The organism is Streptosporangium sp. NPDC087985, from assembly GCF_044741965.1.
GTDB lineage: Bacteria > Actinomycetota > Actinomycetes > Streptosporangiales > Streptosporangiaceae > Streptosporangium.
Genome location: NZ_JBIUTQ010000001.1, coordinates 57021 through 71458, shown reverse-complemented (window position 1 = coordinate 71458; position 14438 = coordinate 57021). Strand labels below are relative to the sequence as shown.

General features: G+C 69.1%; 14 protein-coding genes. 5 read left to right on the top strand and 9 right to left on the bottom strand.

Annotated elements, in window-relative coordinates; genetic code table 11:
- Positions 1 to 119: 119 nt before the first annotated feature.
- Entirely contained in the window at positions 120 to 1430 is a 1311-nt protein-coding gene (locus ACIN94_RS00375; RefSeq protein ID WP_400697530.1) for an MATE family efflux transporter, read from the bottom strand.
- A gap of 338 nt (positions 1431 to 1768) precedes the next feature.
- Here ACIN94_RS00375 and dnaB point away from each other — a divergent pair, with 338 nt between their 5' ends.
- A complete protein-coding gene (gene dnaB / locus ACIN94_RS00370; protein WP_400697527.1) occupies positions 1769 to 3124 on the top strand; it encodes a replicative DNA helicase in 1356 nt (451 codons plus the stop codon).
- Here the strand turns inward: dnaB and ACIN94_RS00365 are convergent.
- A complete protein-coding gene (locus tag ACIN94_RS00365) occupies positions 3121 to 3624 on the bottom strand; it encodes a DUF1772 domain-containing protein (RefSeq protein WP_400697525.1) in 504 nt (167 codons plus the stop codon). The two genes, dnaB and ACIN94_RS00365, sit on opposite strands and share 4 nt — an antisense overlap.
- A gap of 146 nt (positions 3625 to 3770) precedes the next feature.
- Between ACIN94_RS00365 and ACIN94_RS00360 the strand changes: the two genes are divergently transcribed.
- Entirely contained in the window at positions 3771 to 4700 is a 930-nt protein-coding gene (locus ACIN94_RS00360; protein WP_400697522.1) for an AraC family transcriptional regulator, read from the top strand.
- Positions 4701 to 4794: 94 nt separating this feature from the next.
- On the opposite strand, the gene ACIN94_RS00355 is transcribed toward ACIN94_RS00360, so the two are convergent.
- The 3 genes from ACIN94_RS00355 to ACIN94_RS00345 form a co-directional block, all read right to left on the bottom strand.
- Positions 4795 to 5514 (bottom strand): phosphodiesterase, encoded by a 720-nt coding sequence (locus ACIN94_RS00355; RefSeq protein ID WP_400697519.1) that lies wholly within the window; start codon positions 5512 to 5514, stop codon positions 4795 to 4797.
- Positions 5515 to 5676: 162 nt separating this feature from the next.
- Positions 5677 to 6411, bottom strand: a complete 735-nt coding sequence (locus ACIN94_RS00350; protein WP_400697516.1) for an ABC transporter permease — start codon at positions 6409 to 6411, stop codon at positions 5677 to 5679.
- 49 nt (positions 6412 to 6460) lie between these two features.
- Positions 6461 to 7360 carry an ABC transporter ATP-binding protein gene (locus ACIN94_RS00345; RefSeq protein ID WP_400697514.1) on the bottom strand — a complete coding sequence of 300 codons (900 nt, stop codon included), beginning with the start codon at positions 7358 to 7360 and terminating at the stop codon, positions 6461 to 6463.
- A gap of 134 nt (positions 7361 to 7494) precedes the next feature.
- Here ACIN94_RS00345 and ACIN94_RS00340 point away from each other — a divergent pair, with 134 nt between their 5' ends.
- The 3 genes from ACIN94_RS00340 to dnaN all read left to right on the top strand — a co-directional run bounded on the left by ACIN94_RS00340 (position 7495) and on the right by dnaN (position 10949).
- Complete coding sequence (locus tag ACIN94_RS00340; RefSeq protein ID WP_400697511.1) at positions 7495 to 9021, top strand: sensor histidine kinase; 1527 nt, start codon at positions 7495 to 7497, stop codon at positions 9019 to 9021.
- On the top strand, positions 9018 to 9680 hold the full coding sequence (locus ACIN94_RS00335) for a response regulator (RefSeq protein WP_400697508.1): 663 nt from the start codon (positions 9018 to 9020) through the stop codon (positions 9678 to 9680). The genes ACIN94_RS00340 and ACIN94_RS00335 overlap by 4 nt, the downstream gene beginning before the upstream one ends.
- 171 nt (positions 9681 to 9851) lie before the next feature.
- A complete protein-coding gene (gene dnaN, locus ACIN94_RS00330; RefSeq protein ID WP_400697506.1) occupies positions 9852 to 10949 on the top strand; it encodes a DNA polymerase III subunit beta in 1098 nt (365 codons plus the stop codon).
- A gap of 74 nt (positions 10950 to 11023) precedes the next feature.
- On the opposite strand, the gene ACIN94_RS00325 is transcribed toward dnaN, so the two are convergent.
- The 4 genes from ACIN94_RS00325 to ACIN94_RS00310 form a co-directional block, all read right to left on the bottom strand.
- Complete coding sequence (locus tag ACIN94_RS00325) at positions 11024 to 11713, bottom strand: FadR/GntR family transcriptional regulator (RefSeq protein WP_400697503.1); 690 nt, start codon at positions 11711 to 11713, stop codon at positions 11024 to 11026.
- A 108-nt stretch (positions 11714 to 11821) separates the two neighbouring features.
- Positions 11822 to 13180: a helix-turn-helix domain-containing protein gene (locus ACIN94_RS00320; protein ID WP_400697499.1), complete on the bottom strand. Its 1359-nt coding sequence runs from the start codon at positions 13178 to 13180 to the stop codon at positions 11822 to 11824.
- A 132-nt stretch (positions 13181 to 13312) separates the two neighbouring features.
- The gene (locus tag ACIN94_RS00315) at positions 13313 to 13843 is read right to left on the bottom strand and encodes a PH domain-containing protein (RefSeq protein ID WP_400697496.1); all 531 of its coding nucleotides are present in this window, start codon (positions 13841 to 13843) and stop codon (positions 13313 to 13315) included.
- A 287-nt stretch (positions 13844 to 14130) separates the two neighbouring features.
- Positions 14131 to 14361 carry a hypothetical protein gene (locus tag ACIN94_RS00310; RefSeq protein WP_400697493.1) on the bottom strand — a complete coding sequence of 77 codons (231 nt, stop codon included), beginning with the start codon at positions 14359 to 14361 and terminating at the stop codon, positions 14131 to 14133.
- Positions 14362 to 14438 lie beyond the last annotated feature (77 nt).

Genomic DNA, 14438 nt, shown 5'->3' with positions numbered 1-14438 from the left:
GGGCACGGCGCGCCCCAATCATGGAGGGGGTGAACACCCTTGTTGTCGGACTTGTTCACAGTGACGCAGGGGGTTCCGTCGTACAAGAGGCAGCCGGTTACGTGGTGGACACCGCCAGATCACGCACCGATCACCAACCATGCCCCGCCGGACGCGCGCAGTCCCAAGGTGATCAGCCGGGCCGCCATCCACACCCCGAGCGCCAGCCACAACGCCACCAGTCCGCTCCCGGTGACGATCACCAGCAGTGCGACGGGCAGGTAGGCGAGCGTCGTCCACAGTCCCGCCCAGGCGAGATAGCGCTGGTCGCCGGCGCCGATCAGCACCCCGTCCAGCACGAACACCACCCCGGCGATCGGCTGCAGGACCGCTATCACCCAGAGCAGATCGAGCAGCCGCCCGGCCACCACCGGGCCGGCGTCGAACAGGGCAGGTACGAACGGTCTGGCCGCGACCACGGCGAGCCCGAGCACCACGCCTGAACCGATCCCCCACAGGACCATCCGCAGGGTCGCCGCCCGGGTCCCCGCCGCGTCCCCGGCGCCCAGGGTACGGCCGGTGATGGCCTGCCCGGCGATGGCGATCGCGTCCAGCGCGAAGGCCAGCAGGGTCCAGATCCTGAGGGCCACCGTGTGCGCCTCGATCTGGTCGCCACCCATCCGGGTGGCCACGGTCGCGGCGATGGTCAGCACCACCTGCAGGCATGCCGTACGGATGATCAGGGCGACCCCGGCCGAGCCCGCGGCCCGGATGCCCGCCGGATCGGGCCGGAACCGGGCTCCGTGCCGTCCGAACACCAGGGCGAGATATACCGCGGCGGCGAGCGACTGGGCCAGCACCGTGCCCCACGCGGAGCCCGCGACACCCCAGCCCAGGACCAGCACGAAAACGACGTTGAGCAGCGCGTTGAGTGCGAAGGACCCGACGGAGACCAGCAGCGGGGTCGTGGTGTCCTGCATGCCGCGCAGCACGCCGGTTCCGGCCAGGACGAGCAGCATGGCCGGGACGCCCAGCAGGCTGATTCTCAGGTAGGTCACCGCCTGCCGGGCGAGCTCGCCCTCGGCGCCGATCAGGTGGACGAGGGAGGGCGCGAGCGGCCACACCACGGCGATGACGGCCAAGCCGACCCCGACGGCCAGCCAGAGGCCGTCCACCCCCTGCTGGACCGCCTGCCGGGGGTTGCCCGCGCCGATCTGCCGGGCCACCGCCGCCGTCGTACCGTAGGCCAGGAACACGCACAGTCCCACCAGGACGCTCAGCACGGTGCTCGCCACCCCCAGCGCGCCGAGTGCGGGCGCCGGCAGACGGCTGACGATGACGGTGTCCGTCAACAGGAAGAGCGGCTCGGCGACCAGCGCTCCGAAGGCCGGTACGGCCAGCCGGAGGATCTGCCTGTCGTGGTCACGGCCCGCGCTGAGGGTAAGAGGCACGTGTCTATTGTGCCTCTTACCCTCAGCGCGGCTTCCAAGAGGATCAAGAGGACAGGACGCGCCATGTGAGGAGAGTCTCGGCGTGTCGTCCCAACTTTCTTTTCTCCACAGGCAGTGGGTGACGTTTTTGCTGGCCAGGGAGCCTTTTCGGATCGTGGAAAAGAGTTGTCCACAGGACTGTCCACAGGGTGTACCCGCATCTGGGGAAGAACTGCCCACGTTATCCACACCCCTGTCGACAGGTCACGTTGCCAGTGGTCCGGGGACCGGCGAAACTGTCAGACCGGGCGGCTAAAAATTGGGGATGGCGTAACTGTGTTCGAAAGAAGGGGCGGGCGGTGAGCATCGCGGAGCCACCGGTGTTCGAGCCGGGATTCGAGCGCACCCCGCCGAACAACATCGAGGCCGAGCAGTCCGTCCTGGGCGGCATGTTGCTGTCCAAGGACGCCATCGCCGACGTGGTCGAGATCGTGCGGTCCGACGACTTCTACCGCCCGGCCCACCAGATCATCTACGACATCGTCACCGACCTCTACGGCCGCGGTGACCCCGCCGACGCGGTCACCGTCTTCGACGAGCTGCAGAAGCGCGGTGAGGTCGCCCGGGTCGGCGGCGGCGCCTACCTCCACACGCTGACCGCCGTCGTGCCCACCGCGGCGAACGCCGGCTACTACGCGAGGATCGTTCGCGAACAGGCCATCCTCCGGCGGCTGATCGAGGCCGGCACCCGCATCGTCTCCTTCGGGTACGGCGGGCAGGACGAGGAGGTCGACGAGCTCGTCGACCGTGCCCAGGCCGAGATCTACAAGGTCACCGAGCGCCGCACCTCGGAGGACTACATCCCCCTGGCCGACATCATGCCGGGTGCCCTCGACGAGCTGGAGGCCATCGGTGGCCGGGGCGGCCAGATGGTCGGCGTCCCCACGGGTTTCAAGGACCTCGACGACCTCACCAACGGCCTCCACCCGGGCCAGATGATCGTTGTGGCCGCCCGCCCGGCCATCGGCAAGTCGACTTTGGGACTAGATTTCGCCAGATCTGCCGCTATCAAGCACGGTATGACGACTGTCGTGTTCTCGCTGGAAATGTCCAGAAATGAGATCACGATGCGTCTGCTGTCGGCCGAGGCGCGGGTGGCGCTGCACGCGATGCGTTCGGGCACGATGACCGACGAGGACTGGGCCAAGCTGGCCCGGCGGATGGGTGAGGTGGCCGAGGCGCCGCTGTTCATCGACGACTCGCCCAACATGTCGATGATGGAGATCCGGGCCAAGTGCCGCCGTCTCAAGCAGCGTAACGACCTGCGCTTCGTCATCATCGACTACCTGCAGCTGATGTCCTCGCCGAAGAAGACCGAGAGCCGCCAGAACGAGGTCTCCGAGATCTCCCGTGCCATCAAGCTGCTCGCCAAGGAGCTGGAGGTCCCGGTCATCGCGATCTCCCAGCTCAACCGTGGCCCCGAGCAGCGGACCGACAAGCGCCCCATGGTCAGCGACCTCCGCGAATCGGGCAGCATCGAGCAAGATGCGGACATGGTCATCCTCCTCCACCGGGAAGACGCGTATGAGCGCGAATCGCCCCGGGCGGGTGAGGCCGACCTGATCGTCGCCAAGCACCGTAACGGCCCCACCGCCACGGTCACCGTGGCCTTCCAGGGCCACTACAGCCGCTTCGTCGACATGGCCCCCCACTAGAGCCCGCTGCGCCCGTGGAGCACCAGAGCCCAGACGAGACAGCCGGACGCGGCCGTGGAGGTCACCGCGCGGGCGATGTTCCAGCGGTTCCACGCCGCCTCGAAGGCCGCGCGCACCGCCGCGAGATCGGCGACGCCGTCGGGTGATCCGGCCGCGGCGAGCCGGTCGTTGAGCGGCACGCTGACGGCGAAGGTGATGGCGAGTGTCATGCCGTACAGCACGAGGGCGGCCACGATCCACGGCAGCACGGACCGCCCGTCTCCGCGGAGATGGAGCGCACCGGCCAGGGCGATCAGGAGCAGCGCGCCCAGGAAGGGAAGGAGGAACCAGCCGTTGAGGATCCTCACGTTGATCCACTGCATCGCGCCGACGAAGGTCCGGTCGTCCGTACGGGCCAGGCCGAGCATGACCGAGCAGGCGTACGCGTAGAACAGGCCCGCCATGAGCCCGGTGGTCAGCGTGGACGCGACCAGTGTGGCGCTCCTGAACAATTCGAACATCACATCCTCCGTGAAGAGACCTGGGCGGACGCAGGGCCGTGCGCCTCCTCCGTGTTCTCCGTCATGGCATGAGTGAAGCCTCCTGCGGTGAGACGGACCATGGTTGAGAAGCGCAGTTCCATGTTCCTACGTCTAAAATCCGTCGTGTGGATGCACTCGCGGGGCTTCTGGACGGACCGAGAGCCCGGGGGGCCTTCCTGCTGCGGTCGCTCCTGACGCCGCCCTGGTCCCTGCGGATCCAGGATCAGGCACCGCTCACCCTGGTGGCCATGGTGCGAGGCCAGGCATGGGTGGTTCCCGACAGGGGTGAGGCGGTACGGCTCCGCCCCGGGGACGTCGCGATCATGCGCGGTCCCGATCCCTACACGGTGGCCGACGATCCGGCCACCCCGCCCCAGGTCGTGATCCAGCCCGGGCAGCACTGCACCACCCCGCGGGGCGAGCCACTGGCCCAGGCGATGGATCTGGGTGTCCGCACCTGGGGCAACAGCCCGGACGGCTCGACGATGATGATCACCGGCACCTACCAGATGCGCGGCGAGATCAGCCGGCGGCTGCTCGCGGCGCTGCCCGCCCTGCTGGTCCTCCCCGGCGACGCCTGGGACTGTCCCCTCATCCCGCTGCTCGGCGACGAGATCGTCAAGGACGAGCCGGGCCAGGAGGCCGTTCTCGACCGGCTGCTCGACCTGCTGCTCATCGCCGTGCTCCGGGCCTGGTTCTCCCGCCCGGAGGCGGAGGCCCCCGCCTGGTACCGCGCGCAGAGCGACCCCGTGGTGGGCCGGGCCCTGCGGATGCTCCACAACAACCCGGCCCACCCCTGGACCGTGGCCGCGCTGGCCGCAGGCAGCGGCGTCTCCCGGGCGTCGCTGGCGCGTCGCTTCACCGAGCTGGTCGGTGAGCCGCCCATGACGTTCCTCACCGGCTGGCGGCTGGCCATGGCCGCCGATCTGCTGCGCGAGACCGACGCCACCGTCGGCGCGGTGGCCCGGCAGGTCGGTTACGGCAGCCCCTTCGCGCTGAGCGCCGCCTTCAAACGTGTGTTCGGCGTCAGCCCGCAGGAGTACCGTGCCGGGTGAACCGCCGTCTCTCAGGACGTCGTACCGTGTGAGCCGCGGGAGCGTCGTGCCATGCGGGTCCGGGAGAGCCGCGGGAGCGCCCCGCCGTACGGGCTCAGATCACCGGGCGCATGTGGGTGGTGAGGCGGCCGTCCTCGAAGACGTGGACGGCGATCTGAGGTGGGAGGTCGAAGTTACGGGGATCCGGTGAGGCGAACTCCTGGGGGAGCAGCGCGGTGGAGATGACCCCTGGGGCGACGATCAGCGGCAGGCCCGCGAAAGTGGTGCTCGCCGGGGTGTGGGCGTGGCCGGCGAGCACGGCCATCACCTGGGGATGCCGCCGCAGCACCTCCTCCAGCCGTTCCGGGGCGCGCAGCCCGATCGTGTCCACGTACGGGATGCCCAGCGCCACCGCGGGGTGGTGCATGCCCACGATGGCCGGGGTGCCAGGCGATTCGGCGAGCACGGTCTCCAGCCAGGCGACCGTCTCGTCCTCCAGAACGCCCTCCGGCCGTCCGGGGATGCTGGAGTCGCACAGGGCCACGGTCAGGCCGTCGAGCCGCAGCACCTGGTTGACCGGGCCGTCGCCGTCCTGGCCGAGGAGGACCTTGCGGAAGGCCGGGCGGGCGTCGTGGTTGCCCGGGCACAGCACCGTCGGGTAACGCGAGGCCAGCAGCTCGCGCGCGATCTCGTACTCCTCGATCGAACCGTGGTCGGCGATGTCCCCGGTCACGATGACGGCGTCCAGCGGGCCGGGCAGGTTCTCCAGGTGTCGCATGACGGCCCGTGTCCGCTCGATGCTGCGGGGGGAGCCGTCGATGTGGATGTCACTCACATGCGCCAGTGTCAGCATGGTCCCAGAGTGGCACGGATCTTCCCTCCCCGACAGCACGCCTAGCGCCCCGGGGATCGAGCGGGCGTTCGAAGAACGTCTCCAGTACGACCACGGTCCGGTACGGCCCGCACCCTCGGGCGCGGGCCGTACCGGACCGATGGCCTACTCCCACCGGAACAGCCGCGCGGCCAGTACCCCGGTGACGAGCACGGTCACCGCCATGACCACCAGATGCAGCGGCTGGGGCGCGTGACCCGCCCATGTGTCGCGGAGCGCCTGGGCGAAGGGCGCCATCGGCAGGAAGTCGCCGATCTGCCGTGCCAGGTCCGGCAGGAGCTCCCGGGGGATCCACATGCCCGCCAGGAAGAGCAGCGGGAACATCAGGAGCGAGCCGATGCCGGGCGCGGCCTTGGCGTTGGGCGCCACGGCGGCGATCAGCAGGCCGAGGCCGAACATCGAGGCGCTGCCGAGCACGAACACGCCCACGAACGCCAGGAGGTTCCCGGGTACGGCGACGCCGAGGACGAGGTTGCCCAGTCCGACCAGCAGGGCGGTCGCGACGACCGCCACCGCGACGTTGTTCACGACCTGGGCGACCAGCAGCCGGACCGGGCCGACCGGGGTGGTGGACATCCGGCGCAGCACGCCGCTCTCCCGGTAGCCCACCAGGACGGCCGGCAGCCCGGTCAGCGCCATCGTGACCACGGACAGGATCACCATCATGCCGGGGAGCTGGGTGTCGATCACCCGCTGCCCGCCCAGTTCGGGGTTCGCCTCCTGGAAGCCGGGGATGCTGCCGAGCCCCAGCAGGAGGGCCAGGGGGAGCAGGATCGCGAAGATCGGGCCGCCCGGCTCCCGCAGGAAGAGCTTCGCCTCGGTCAGGATCATCTTGTTCATTTCAGTCCTTCCAGCGTTGAGGCCCCGGGCTTTGGCTCTGGGGAGGAGGTCAAGCGGAGATCTTCTTTCCGGTGAGGGCGAGGAAGGCGTCGTCGAGGGTGGCCTGCTCCACCCGGAGGTCGGCGGGGACGACCCCGGCCTCGGCCAGCGCGGTGGTGACCGCGAGCAGCAGGTTCCCGGTGCCGGTGACCTCGACCCGGCCGCCGTCACGGCTCACCCCTTCCACCTCGGGCAGGGCGCTGAGCGCGGCGTCGTCGAACGCGGCCGACGGCCGGAACCTGACGCGCTGCCGGTGGTCCACCTGGGAGATCAGGCCGGACGGGCTGTCGACGGCCACCACCCGGCCAGAGTCGATCACCGCGAGCCGGTCGCAGAGCCGCTCGGCCTCCTCCATGAAGTGGGTGACCAGCACGACCGTCACCCCGTCCGCGCGGACCTGTTCGATGAGCTCCCAGGTGTCGCGACGGGCCTGCGGGTCCAGGCCGGTGGTCAGCTCGTCCAGGATCGCCACCCGGGGGTTGCCGATCAGCGCCAGCGCGATGGACAGCCGCTGCTGCTGGCCGCCGGAGAGCTTGCCGTAGGGGGTGTCCCGCTTGCCGGCGAGTCCGACCCGTTCCAGCAGCGTTTCCCAGTCCGCGGGTGCCCGGTAGAAGGAGGCGTACAGGTCCAGCGCCTCCCAGACCCTGATCTTCGCGGGCATCGCGGAGCTCTGCAGCTGGACGCCGAGCTGCTCTCTGAGCTCGATGCCGCGCAGACCGCCGAGTACGCTCACGGTTCCGGAGTCGGGGGTGCGCAGGCCGGCGACGCACTCGACGGTGGTCGTCTTGCCCGCGCCGTTGGGGCCGAGAACGCCGAAGATCTCGCCCTCCTCGACGGTGAACGACACGTCGTCCACCGCGAGCTGGTCGCGGTATCGCTTGCGGAGGTTACTGACCTCGATGACCTTCATACCGACGACATTAGGAATGTCGCGGGCCGTACAGAATCCGTCTGGGCCCCCGGCAGGGGTGTGGTTACCTCCACCTCCGGATGGCGTCCAGCGCCACTGGGCGAGACGGAGACCGATCGCCGACACTGGTGGTCATGAGGCGACGTGTGGTGATGGTCGGCCGGGCCCTGGCTCTCGGGGCGCTGGCCCTGGCCGACGTTCTCCTGATCGGGCTGGGCCTGGTCACCGCCGTCCTGACCGGACTGGGGATGGTCTTCTTCTTTCCCCCCATGGTCAGGCTGGTCAGGCTCCGTGCGACGGCCGCCCGGAGGTTGAACGGCCGATGGCTGGGCATCGAGACGGCGCCGTCCTACCTGCCGCCTCCGCCTCCGCCCCGGCCGCAGCCGGACGGCTGGTACCGGCATGAGCGCCAGCTCTACAAGACGCCTCGGTGGCCCGCGTGGAACAACCGCTGGAAGTGGATGTACACCGATCCGGCCACCTGGCGGGACGTGTCCTGGCTGACGCTGAACCCTCTTGTCGGCGGGAGCCTGGTGCTGCTGCCCCTGACCATGGCCGGGTACGGCCTGGCCATGCCGTGGTACTGGGTCCCGCAGGCCGCGCCGCTGGGGGTGGCCGTCGCCGTCGCCGGAGTGGCCTCGACGCCCTGGCTGCTGCGGTTCTACGGGTGGTGGAACCACCTGTGGCTCTCGCCCACCGCCAGGTCCATACTGGCCGGCCGGGTCCAGCGGCTCGACCAGGTCAGGCTGGAGGCGGCCGACTCCCAGGCGGCCGAGCTGCGGCGGATCGAGCGCGACCTGCACGACGGCGCCCAGGCCCGGCTCGTCGCCATGGGTATGACGCTCGGCGCGGTCGAGGAGCTGATGGACTCCGACCCGGTCGCGGCCAAGGCTCTGCTGGCCAAGGTGCGCGAAGCCTCGTCCGCGGCGCTCACCGAGCTGCGCGACCTGGTCAGGGGCATCCACCCGCCGGTCCTGGCCGAACGCGGCCTGGGCGACGCCGTACGCGCGCTGGCGCTGGACAGCCCGCTGAAGGTCACGGTCACCGTCGACCTGAAGGACCGCCCGGATCCGCCCGTCGAGTCGGCGGCGTACTTCTCGATCAGCGAGCTGCTCACCAACGCGGTCCGCCACGGCGGCGCGGACCACGTGTGGATCGACATCAGCACCCAGGGCAGGGCGCTGCGCGTGACCGTCACCGACGACGGCTCGGGTGGCGCCGACCCCTCGCGGGGCAGTGGCCTGCGCGGCATCGAGCGGCGGCTGGCGGCCTTCGACGGGGTGCTCGCGCTCGACAGCCCGCCCGGCGGCCCGACCACGGCCACGATCGACCTGCCGCACGCGCCGGCCTGGGGTGCTCTCCCGGAGGATGACCCGCTGTCCAGGTGGGAGATCGCCGTCGTCGTACTCGGCTGGGGTCTGGGCTGGCTCCCCCTGTTCCCGCAGGGGTTGGTCGCGATGGTCCTCAAGATCGTCGGCTCCGGCGAGAAGAGCTGGTTCCTCGCCCTCCATCTGCCTGAGCCGTGGCAGTGGCCGATGATCGTCTTCAACATCGTCCTGGGCCTCGCCATGTACGGTGTGGCCCTGACGATCCCCATCGCACACTCACGCCGGCGGTTGATGGCGGAGGCCGGGCCGGCCTCTCTAGAGTTGGACCGATGAGCCAACGAGTCGTCATAGCCGAGGATCTCTACCTGCTGAGAGACGGTCTGGTCCACCTGCTCCAGGCGCACGGCTTCGAGGTCGTCGCGGCGGTGGAGTCCGGTCCCGAACTGCTGAGGGCGCTGATCGAGGAGCGGCCCGACGTCGCCGTGGTGGACGTACGGCTCCCGCCCACGTTCACCGACGAGGGGCTCCAGGCGGCGCTGGCCGCCCGCAGGGCCGTCCCCGGACTGCCGGTGCTCGTGCTCTCCCAGCACGTCGAGCAGCTCTACGCCCGCGAACTGCTGGCCGACGGCTCCGGGGCGATCGGCTACCTCCTCAAGGACCGGGTGTTCAACGCCGAGCAGTTCGTCGACGCGGTCCGCCGCGTCGCCGCCGGAGGCACCGCGATGGACCCCGAGGTGATCGCCAAGCTCCTGGCCAGCACCGCCCGGCACGAGCCGCTCGGCACGCTGACCCCGCGCGAGCGCGAGGTGCTGGAGCTGATGGCGGAGGGGCGTTCCAACGTCGCCATCTCCCAGCGTCTGTTCCTCAGCGAGAGCGCGGTCGGCAAGCACACGGCCGGTATCTTCGGCAAGCTCGGCCTCGGCCCTTCGGACGACGACAACCGCCGGGTCCTGGCCGTTCTCGCCTACCTCAACGCCGCCCGTGGAGGCTGAAGGTCCCACCCGTGCCCGCGATTCCCGGACGACGTCCGCGACGCGTCACATGAAGGGCGCCGGCGGGCGCCCCCCCGGCCGCCGGGAGGTTCTGTCGGTCGCACCGGATACCGTTCTGCTGGAGTACGGCCCCGCACATTGTGGTGCCGTTCAGGACGGAGGGATGATCAGGTGAAGTTCCGGGTTAACCGTGATGTCCTGGCCGACGCCGTGGCCTGGGCCGCCCGGCTGCTGCCCAACCGCCCGGCCATTCCCGTGCTCTCCGGCCTGCTTCTGGAGGCCGGAGACGACCTCGTGCTGTCGGCCTTCGACTACGACGTCTCCGCCCGCGCCTCGGTCGAGGCCGACGTGGCGGAGCCGGGCCGGGTGCTGATTCCTGGCAGGCTCCTCGCCGAGATCAGCCGGAGCCTGCCCGCCGAGCCGGTGGACATCGTCACCAGTGGCTCCGAGGCGGTGCTGACCTGCGGCAGCGCGGAGTTCGGGCTGCTCACCATGCCCGTGGAAGACTTCCCGACCCTCCCCGTCATGCCGCCGAAGATCGGTGCGATCGGCGGCGTGGTCTTCGCGAGCGCGGTCGGTCAGGTGGCGCCCGCGGCCAGCCGCGACGAGACTCTCCCCATGCTGACCGGTGTCCGGGTCGACATCTCCGGCGAGGCCGTGACCCTGGCCGCCACCGACCGTTACCGCATCGCCGCCAGGGAGTTCGGTTGGCGTCCCGAGCAGCCCGACGTCACGGCCGCGGCGATGGTGCCCGCCCGCGTGCTCGTGGAGGTGGCCAGGTCGCTGCGCGGCGGCGAGGTGTCGATGGCGCTGGGCGACGGTGTCGCGGGCTTCGAGAGCGTCGGCCGGAGCACCACGGTCCGCCTGCTCGACGAGCAGTTCATCGACTACCGCTCACGGCTGACCGACGACTGGCCGATCCGGGCCGACCTGAGGGTGGCGCCGTTCATCGAAGCGATCAAGCGGGTGGCGCTGGTCGCCGAGAGCAACACCGCGGTCCGGCTGTCGTTCAGCCAGGGCCAGGTGCTCATCCAGGCGGGGGGCGGCGACATCGGCCGCGGTGCCGAGTCGCTGGAAGCCGAGCTGTCCGGTGACGGCATCCAGATCGCCTTCCAGTACCAGTTCCTGCTGGACGGCCTTACCGGGATCGATACCGATTACGTCCGGCTCCACATGCAGTCTCCGAGCCGCCCGGCTCTCATCACCGAGGTCCCCGGCGACGCCGATCCCGCCTTCCGCTATCTCGTGATGTCCCTGCGACTCAGCTGAGAAGCCGCGCGGGAGAAGGGCTCCACCCCCTGCCGCAGGGAGTGGAGCCCTCCTCCCATGCGGAGAGAGCGGAGTCAGGAGGGGAGTTCCTGAGCCTCGGTCAAGGAGATCAGGATGTGCTCCATGCACGCGTGGCCGGCACGTTCGGCGGCGGACACGTCGCCGGCCGCGATGGCACGGGCGATGGCCTCGTGGGGAATGTAGGTGCTGTTGATCGAGGTGCCAGCGGCGGTGATGCTGGCCCGCAGGGCGACGGAGAAGTCCTCGTAGAGGTCGATCAGCACCATGTTGTGGGTGGCCTGGACGACCGCGATGTGGAAGGCGAGGTCGGCTTCGACGAACGCGTTGGGCTCGCCGATCTCCCAGGCCCGTTCCCGTTCGGCGAGGGCGGCCTCGATCCGGACGACGTCGGCGTCACTGCGCCTCGTCGCGGCCAGCCGGGCAGCCTCCACCTCCAGGGCGCGCCGTACTTCCAGGATCTCCAGCTGTTCGGCGGTGCGCAGCCGCCGCAGCATGGCTCCCGACAGCTCGCTGGTGGCACGGACGTAGGTGCCGTCACCTTGGCGGCACTCCAGGAGGCCGGCGTGGGTAAGCGCCCGTACCGCCTCACGTACGGTGTTACGTCCGACTCCGAGCTGTTCGGCCAGCACGGTCTCGGTGGGAATCTTCGCGTGCATCTGCCAGGAGTTCGAAGTGATCTGCTCTTTGAGCTGATCGATCACCTGGTCGACGAGGGACGCTCGCTGCGCCGTACGCAGACTCACAGTCCGCCTCCTCCGGGGAAACCAATCATCCTATGAGTCAATGACTGGTCGACCCTAATTATTCCGGAGGCAGAAAAACAAATCAGAAGCCGTGGAAGGGCAGGAGCTTTACCGAACCAATACTGAATCGACCGTCATACCCACCATCGCACCACGCACTCCGGCGGCCTCAAGCGCCTTACGGTATGCGCTCACCTGCTCCTTCCCGGCGCCGATCCGGCCGTACAGATCACCGAGCTCACGCCAGACCCGCGCGGACTCCCGGTCGAGGCCGGAGATCACGGGCATCGAGCTGTCGAGTAGCTCGCGGACACCCCGCAGGATGGCCATGACATCGCCTTCACCCAGGGCGAGCGTGACCCGGGCGAGGACCAGCCGTGCGGTGGCGGCCGTGACGCCGCTCCGGCCGTCCAGTGCTGCGAGGGCAGACCCGGCCAGGCCGGCCGCGCCATCGGGATTGCCGCTTCCGAGCTGGACGGAGGCGAGCACCACCAGGCTCTTGGCGTAGTCGTGCACCCTGTCGGGGAACGTTCCGAAGACCCTGCTCGCTGCGGTCGTAAGCTTGTTCGCCTCGTCGAGCGACTCTGTGCCGAGAGAGGCGGTGAGCCGTGACCAGTCCGTCGCGACGCGGGCGAGCCGGAGGGCCATCTGGGCTGGACGCCCGGCCGCGATCGCGTCGTCGGCCAGGTGGACGGCCAGTGCCGAATCCTCGCCCTCGGCGGCGGTGATGCTCGCCTCCCAGAGGGTGCGGATCTCGATGATGCGGTTGACCGCCGCCGGGACGCCATTGACCGACAGAACATGCCGGACGTAGGCCAGGCCGGGAGAGTCCGGTACCCGGGCAGTCTCGGACTCCATCAGGGAGGCGGCCAGGTCCACGGCGACCGTGCCCTCGTTCAGAGCCAGCCGGTTCACCTGGGTGAGGGCCTGGGTCGCCAGATCATGTGCCCGCAGGGCGTCTCCGGCATGCTGGTAGCAGCGGCTCAGGGCCACGGTCAGGGGCAGATCGGCGAGTCGCTCGGGGTGGGTGGCCGCCTCACGACGGAGCCGTTCGAACGCCTCCACCGCCGGGCCGATCCTGCCCTGGGACTCCAGGGCACGGGCCCGGCCAAGCCGCGCGTGCGCGGAGAGGATGGCGTTCTCCTCGCCGGCGATCTTGGCGATCTCGCTGAATCTCTCGCCGGCGGTGTACGGGTCACCGTGCTGCAGTTCAAGCTCCGCGTAGCGCAGGCCCAGCTCGGTGTCGATGCGCTGACGCGGCTCGATACCGTGCAGCAGAAACTCGGTGGTGCACCCCAGCCGTTCGGCGAGAAGGCGGGCGACCACGAGAGTCGGCGTGCGCTTACCCGACTCGATGAGGGAGACGTAACTGTCGGAGAGGTCAGGCCCAGCCAGCTGGGCCTGAGACATGCGCCTACTCAGCCGCAGTCCGCGGACGCGGTCACCAATGGTTCCCTGACTCGGCATCTGATCTCTCAGGGCGGGGGATGGTCAACGTTCCCGCCATGATTGCATGAAGCAGTCGAATCGGGTAACCCCACGTGAAAAATCCATAGACGGACTCTTCCTTACTGCTCCGCCATAAAGGACATAGCGGAACTAATCATCCGAGTCGTTTCCTCCAGGGAACAGCATCTGGCAGACCTCGAGGTAAAGGGTCTCCGGATAGGGGATGTAGTTGACCCTCGACAGAGCTTGATCTTGACCGGCCGACTCCAGGACGAATTCGCCATATCCAAGCATGCGGCCGAGCAGCGAGCGCTGGAAGCTCATGTCGGTCACTTTGCCGAGGGGCATCATGTCGACCTTGCGGGTGATCAGCCCCGTGGTGAGCAGCATCCGCTTCGAGGTGACGACGAAGTAGTCGACCGACCACTCCGCCACCTTCCACACGAAGCGGATCAGCAGCAGGAGCCATGCCCACCAGACGACGACGAGCGCGCCACTGCCGCCCTTTTCGCCGAACCACTTGCTGAGCAACCCGGCAAGGATCAGTCCGCCCAGCACTTCGGCGACCGGACGGAGCAGCACGGCTGGGTGGCGCCGCACCATGATGACCTGGTGTTCGTGGGGGAGTAGGTAGCGGTTGACCGACGAGGGAGCTGAGTCCCCGTGGGTCACCAGCCTCATGACAGATGGGAAACGAATGAGGCCAGGGAATTGGCCGCTGTGTACACCGTATCCATGGCACCCTTCACTGCGTTCGCGGCGTCACCTGGTCGTGTGAACAGGAAAAACGCTACGAAGGCGGCACCGCCATACGTGAGAACCTTCTTGACCTGCACTGCGGCCTCCTACTACCACTGACCCACTGCACCCGCCGTATACATTACCCACGCCATAGGCGAGGTAAAGCGCATCAACCGATTACGGTCTCGATCCGTGCCGAGGGCCTGCTCCGATTGATGTGATCTCCATCACCCTCGCTCGCTCGCGACCAGCGCGAGGACCTCAAGGTGTTTGCGGGCGATCCGCTCGACCAGCCCGGGATGGGCGTGGCCGGTGACCTCCAGCGCGCCGTAGTGCGCCGCCTCTATGCAGCGGGTCACCGTGGTAGCCGGGTGGACTTCGGAAAACTCGTTCCGTAACACGGTGCTGACGTCCTCGTAGGGATCGGGCTCCGCGTCCCGGATGATTCGCTCGCTCATTGTTCTCCCTGGTGTGCGCCCGCGGCCTCTGCGGGCCGGGGACACAGAAGAGATGCCTTCGCTACTATCAGTACCCA

Excerpts from the sequence above, each read along its gene's own strand:
- ACIN94_RS00345 (WP_400697514.1), bottom strand. The coding sequence starts at position 7,360 with ATGAAGGTCATCGAGGTCAGTAACCTCCGCAAGCGATACCGCGACCAG.
- ACIN94_RS00365 (WP_400697525.1), bottom strand. The coding sequence starts at position 3,624 with ATGTTCGAATTGTTCAGGAGCGCCACACTGGTCGCGTCCACGCTGACC.
- ACIN94_RS00315 (WP_400697496.1), bottom strand. The coding sequence starts at position 13,843 with ATGAGGCTGGTGACCCACGGGGACTCAGCTCCCTCGTCGGTCAACCGC.
- ACIN94_RS00340 (WP_400697511.1), top strand. The coding sequence starts at position 7,495 with ATGAGGCGACGTGTGGTGATGGTCGGCCGGGCCCTGGCTCTCGGGGCG.
- ACIN94_RS00350 (WP_400697516.1), bottom strand. The coding sequence starts at position 6,411 with ATGAACAAGATGATCCTGACCGAGGCGAAGCTCTTCCTGCGGGAGCCG.
- ACIN94_RS00320 (WP_400697499.1), bottom strand. The coding sequence starts at position 13,180 with ATGCCGAGTCAGGGAACCATTGGTGACCGCGTCCGCGGACTGCGGCTG.
- ACIN94_RS00310 (WP_400697493.1), bottom strand. The coding sequence starts at position 14,361 with ATGAGCGAGCGAATCATCCGGGACGCGGAGCCCGATCCCTACGAGGAC.
- ACIN94_RS00335 (WP_400697508.1), top strand. The coding sequence starts at position 9,018 with ATGAGCCAACGAGTCGTCATAGCCGAGGATCTCTACCTGCTGAGAGAC.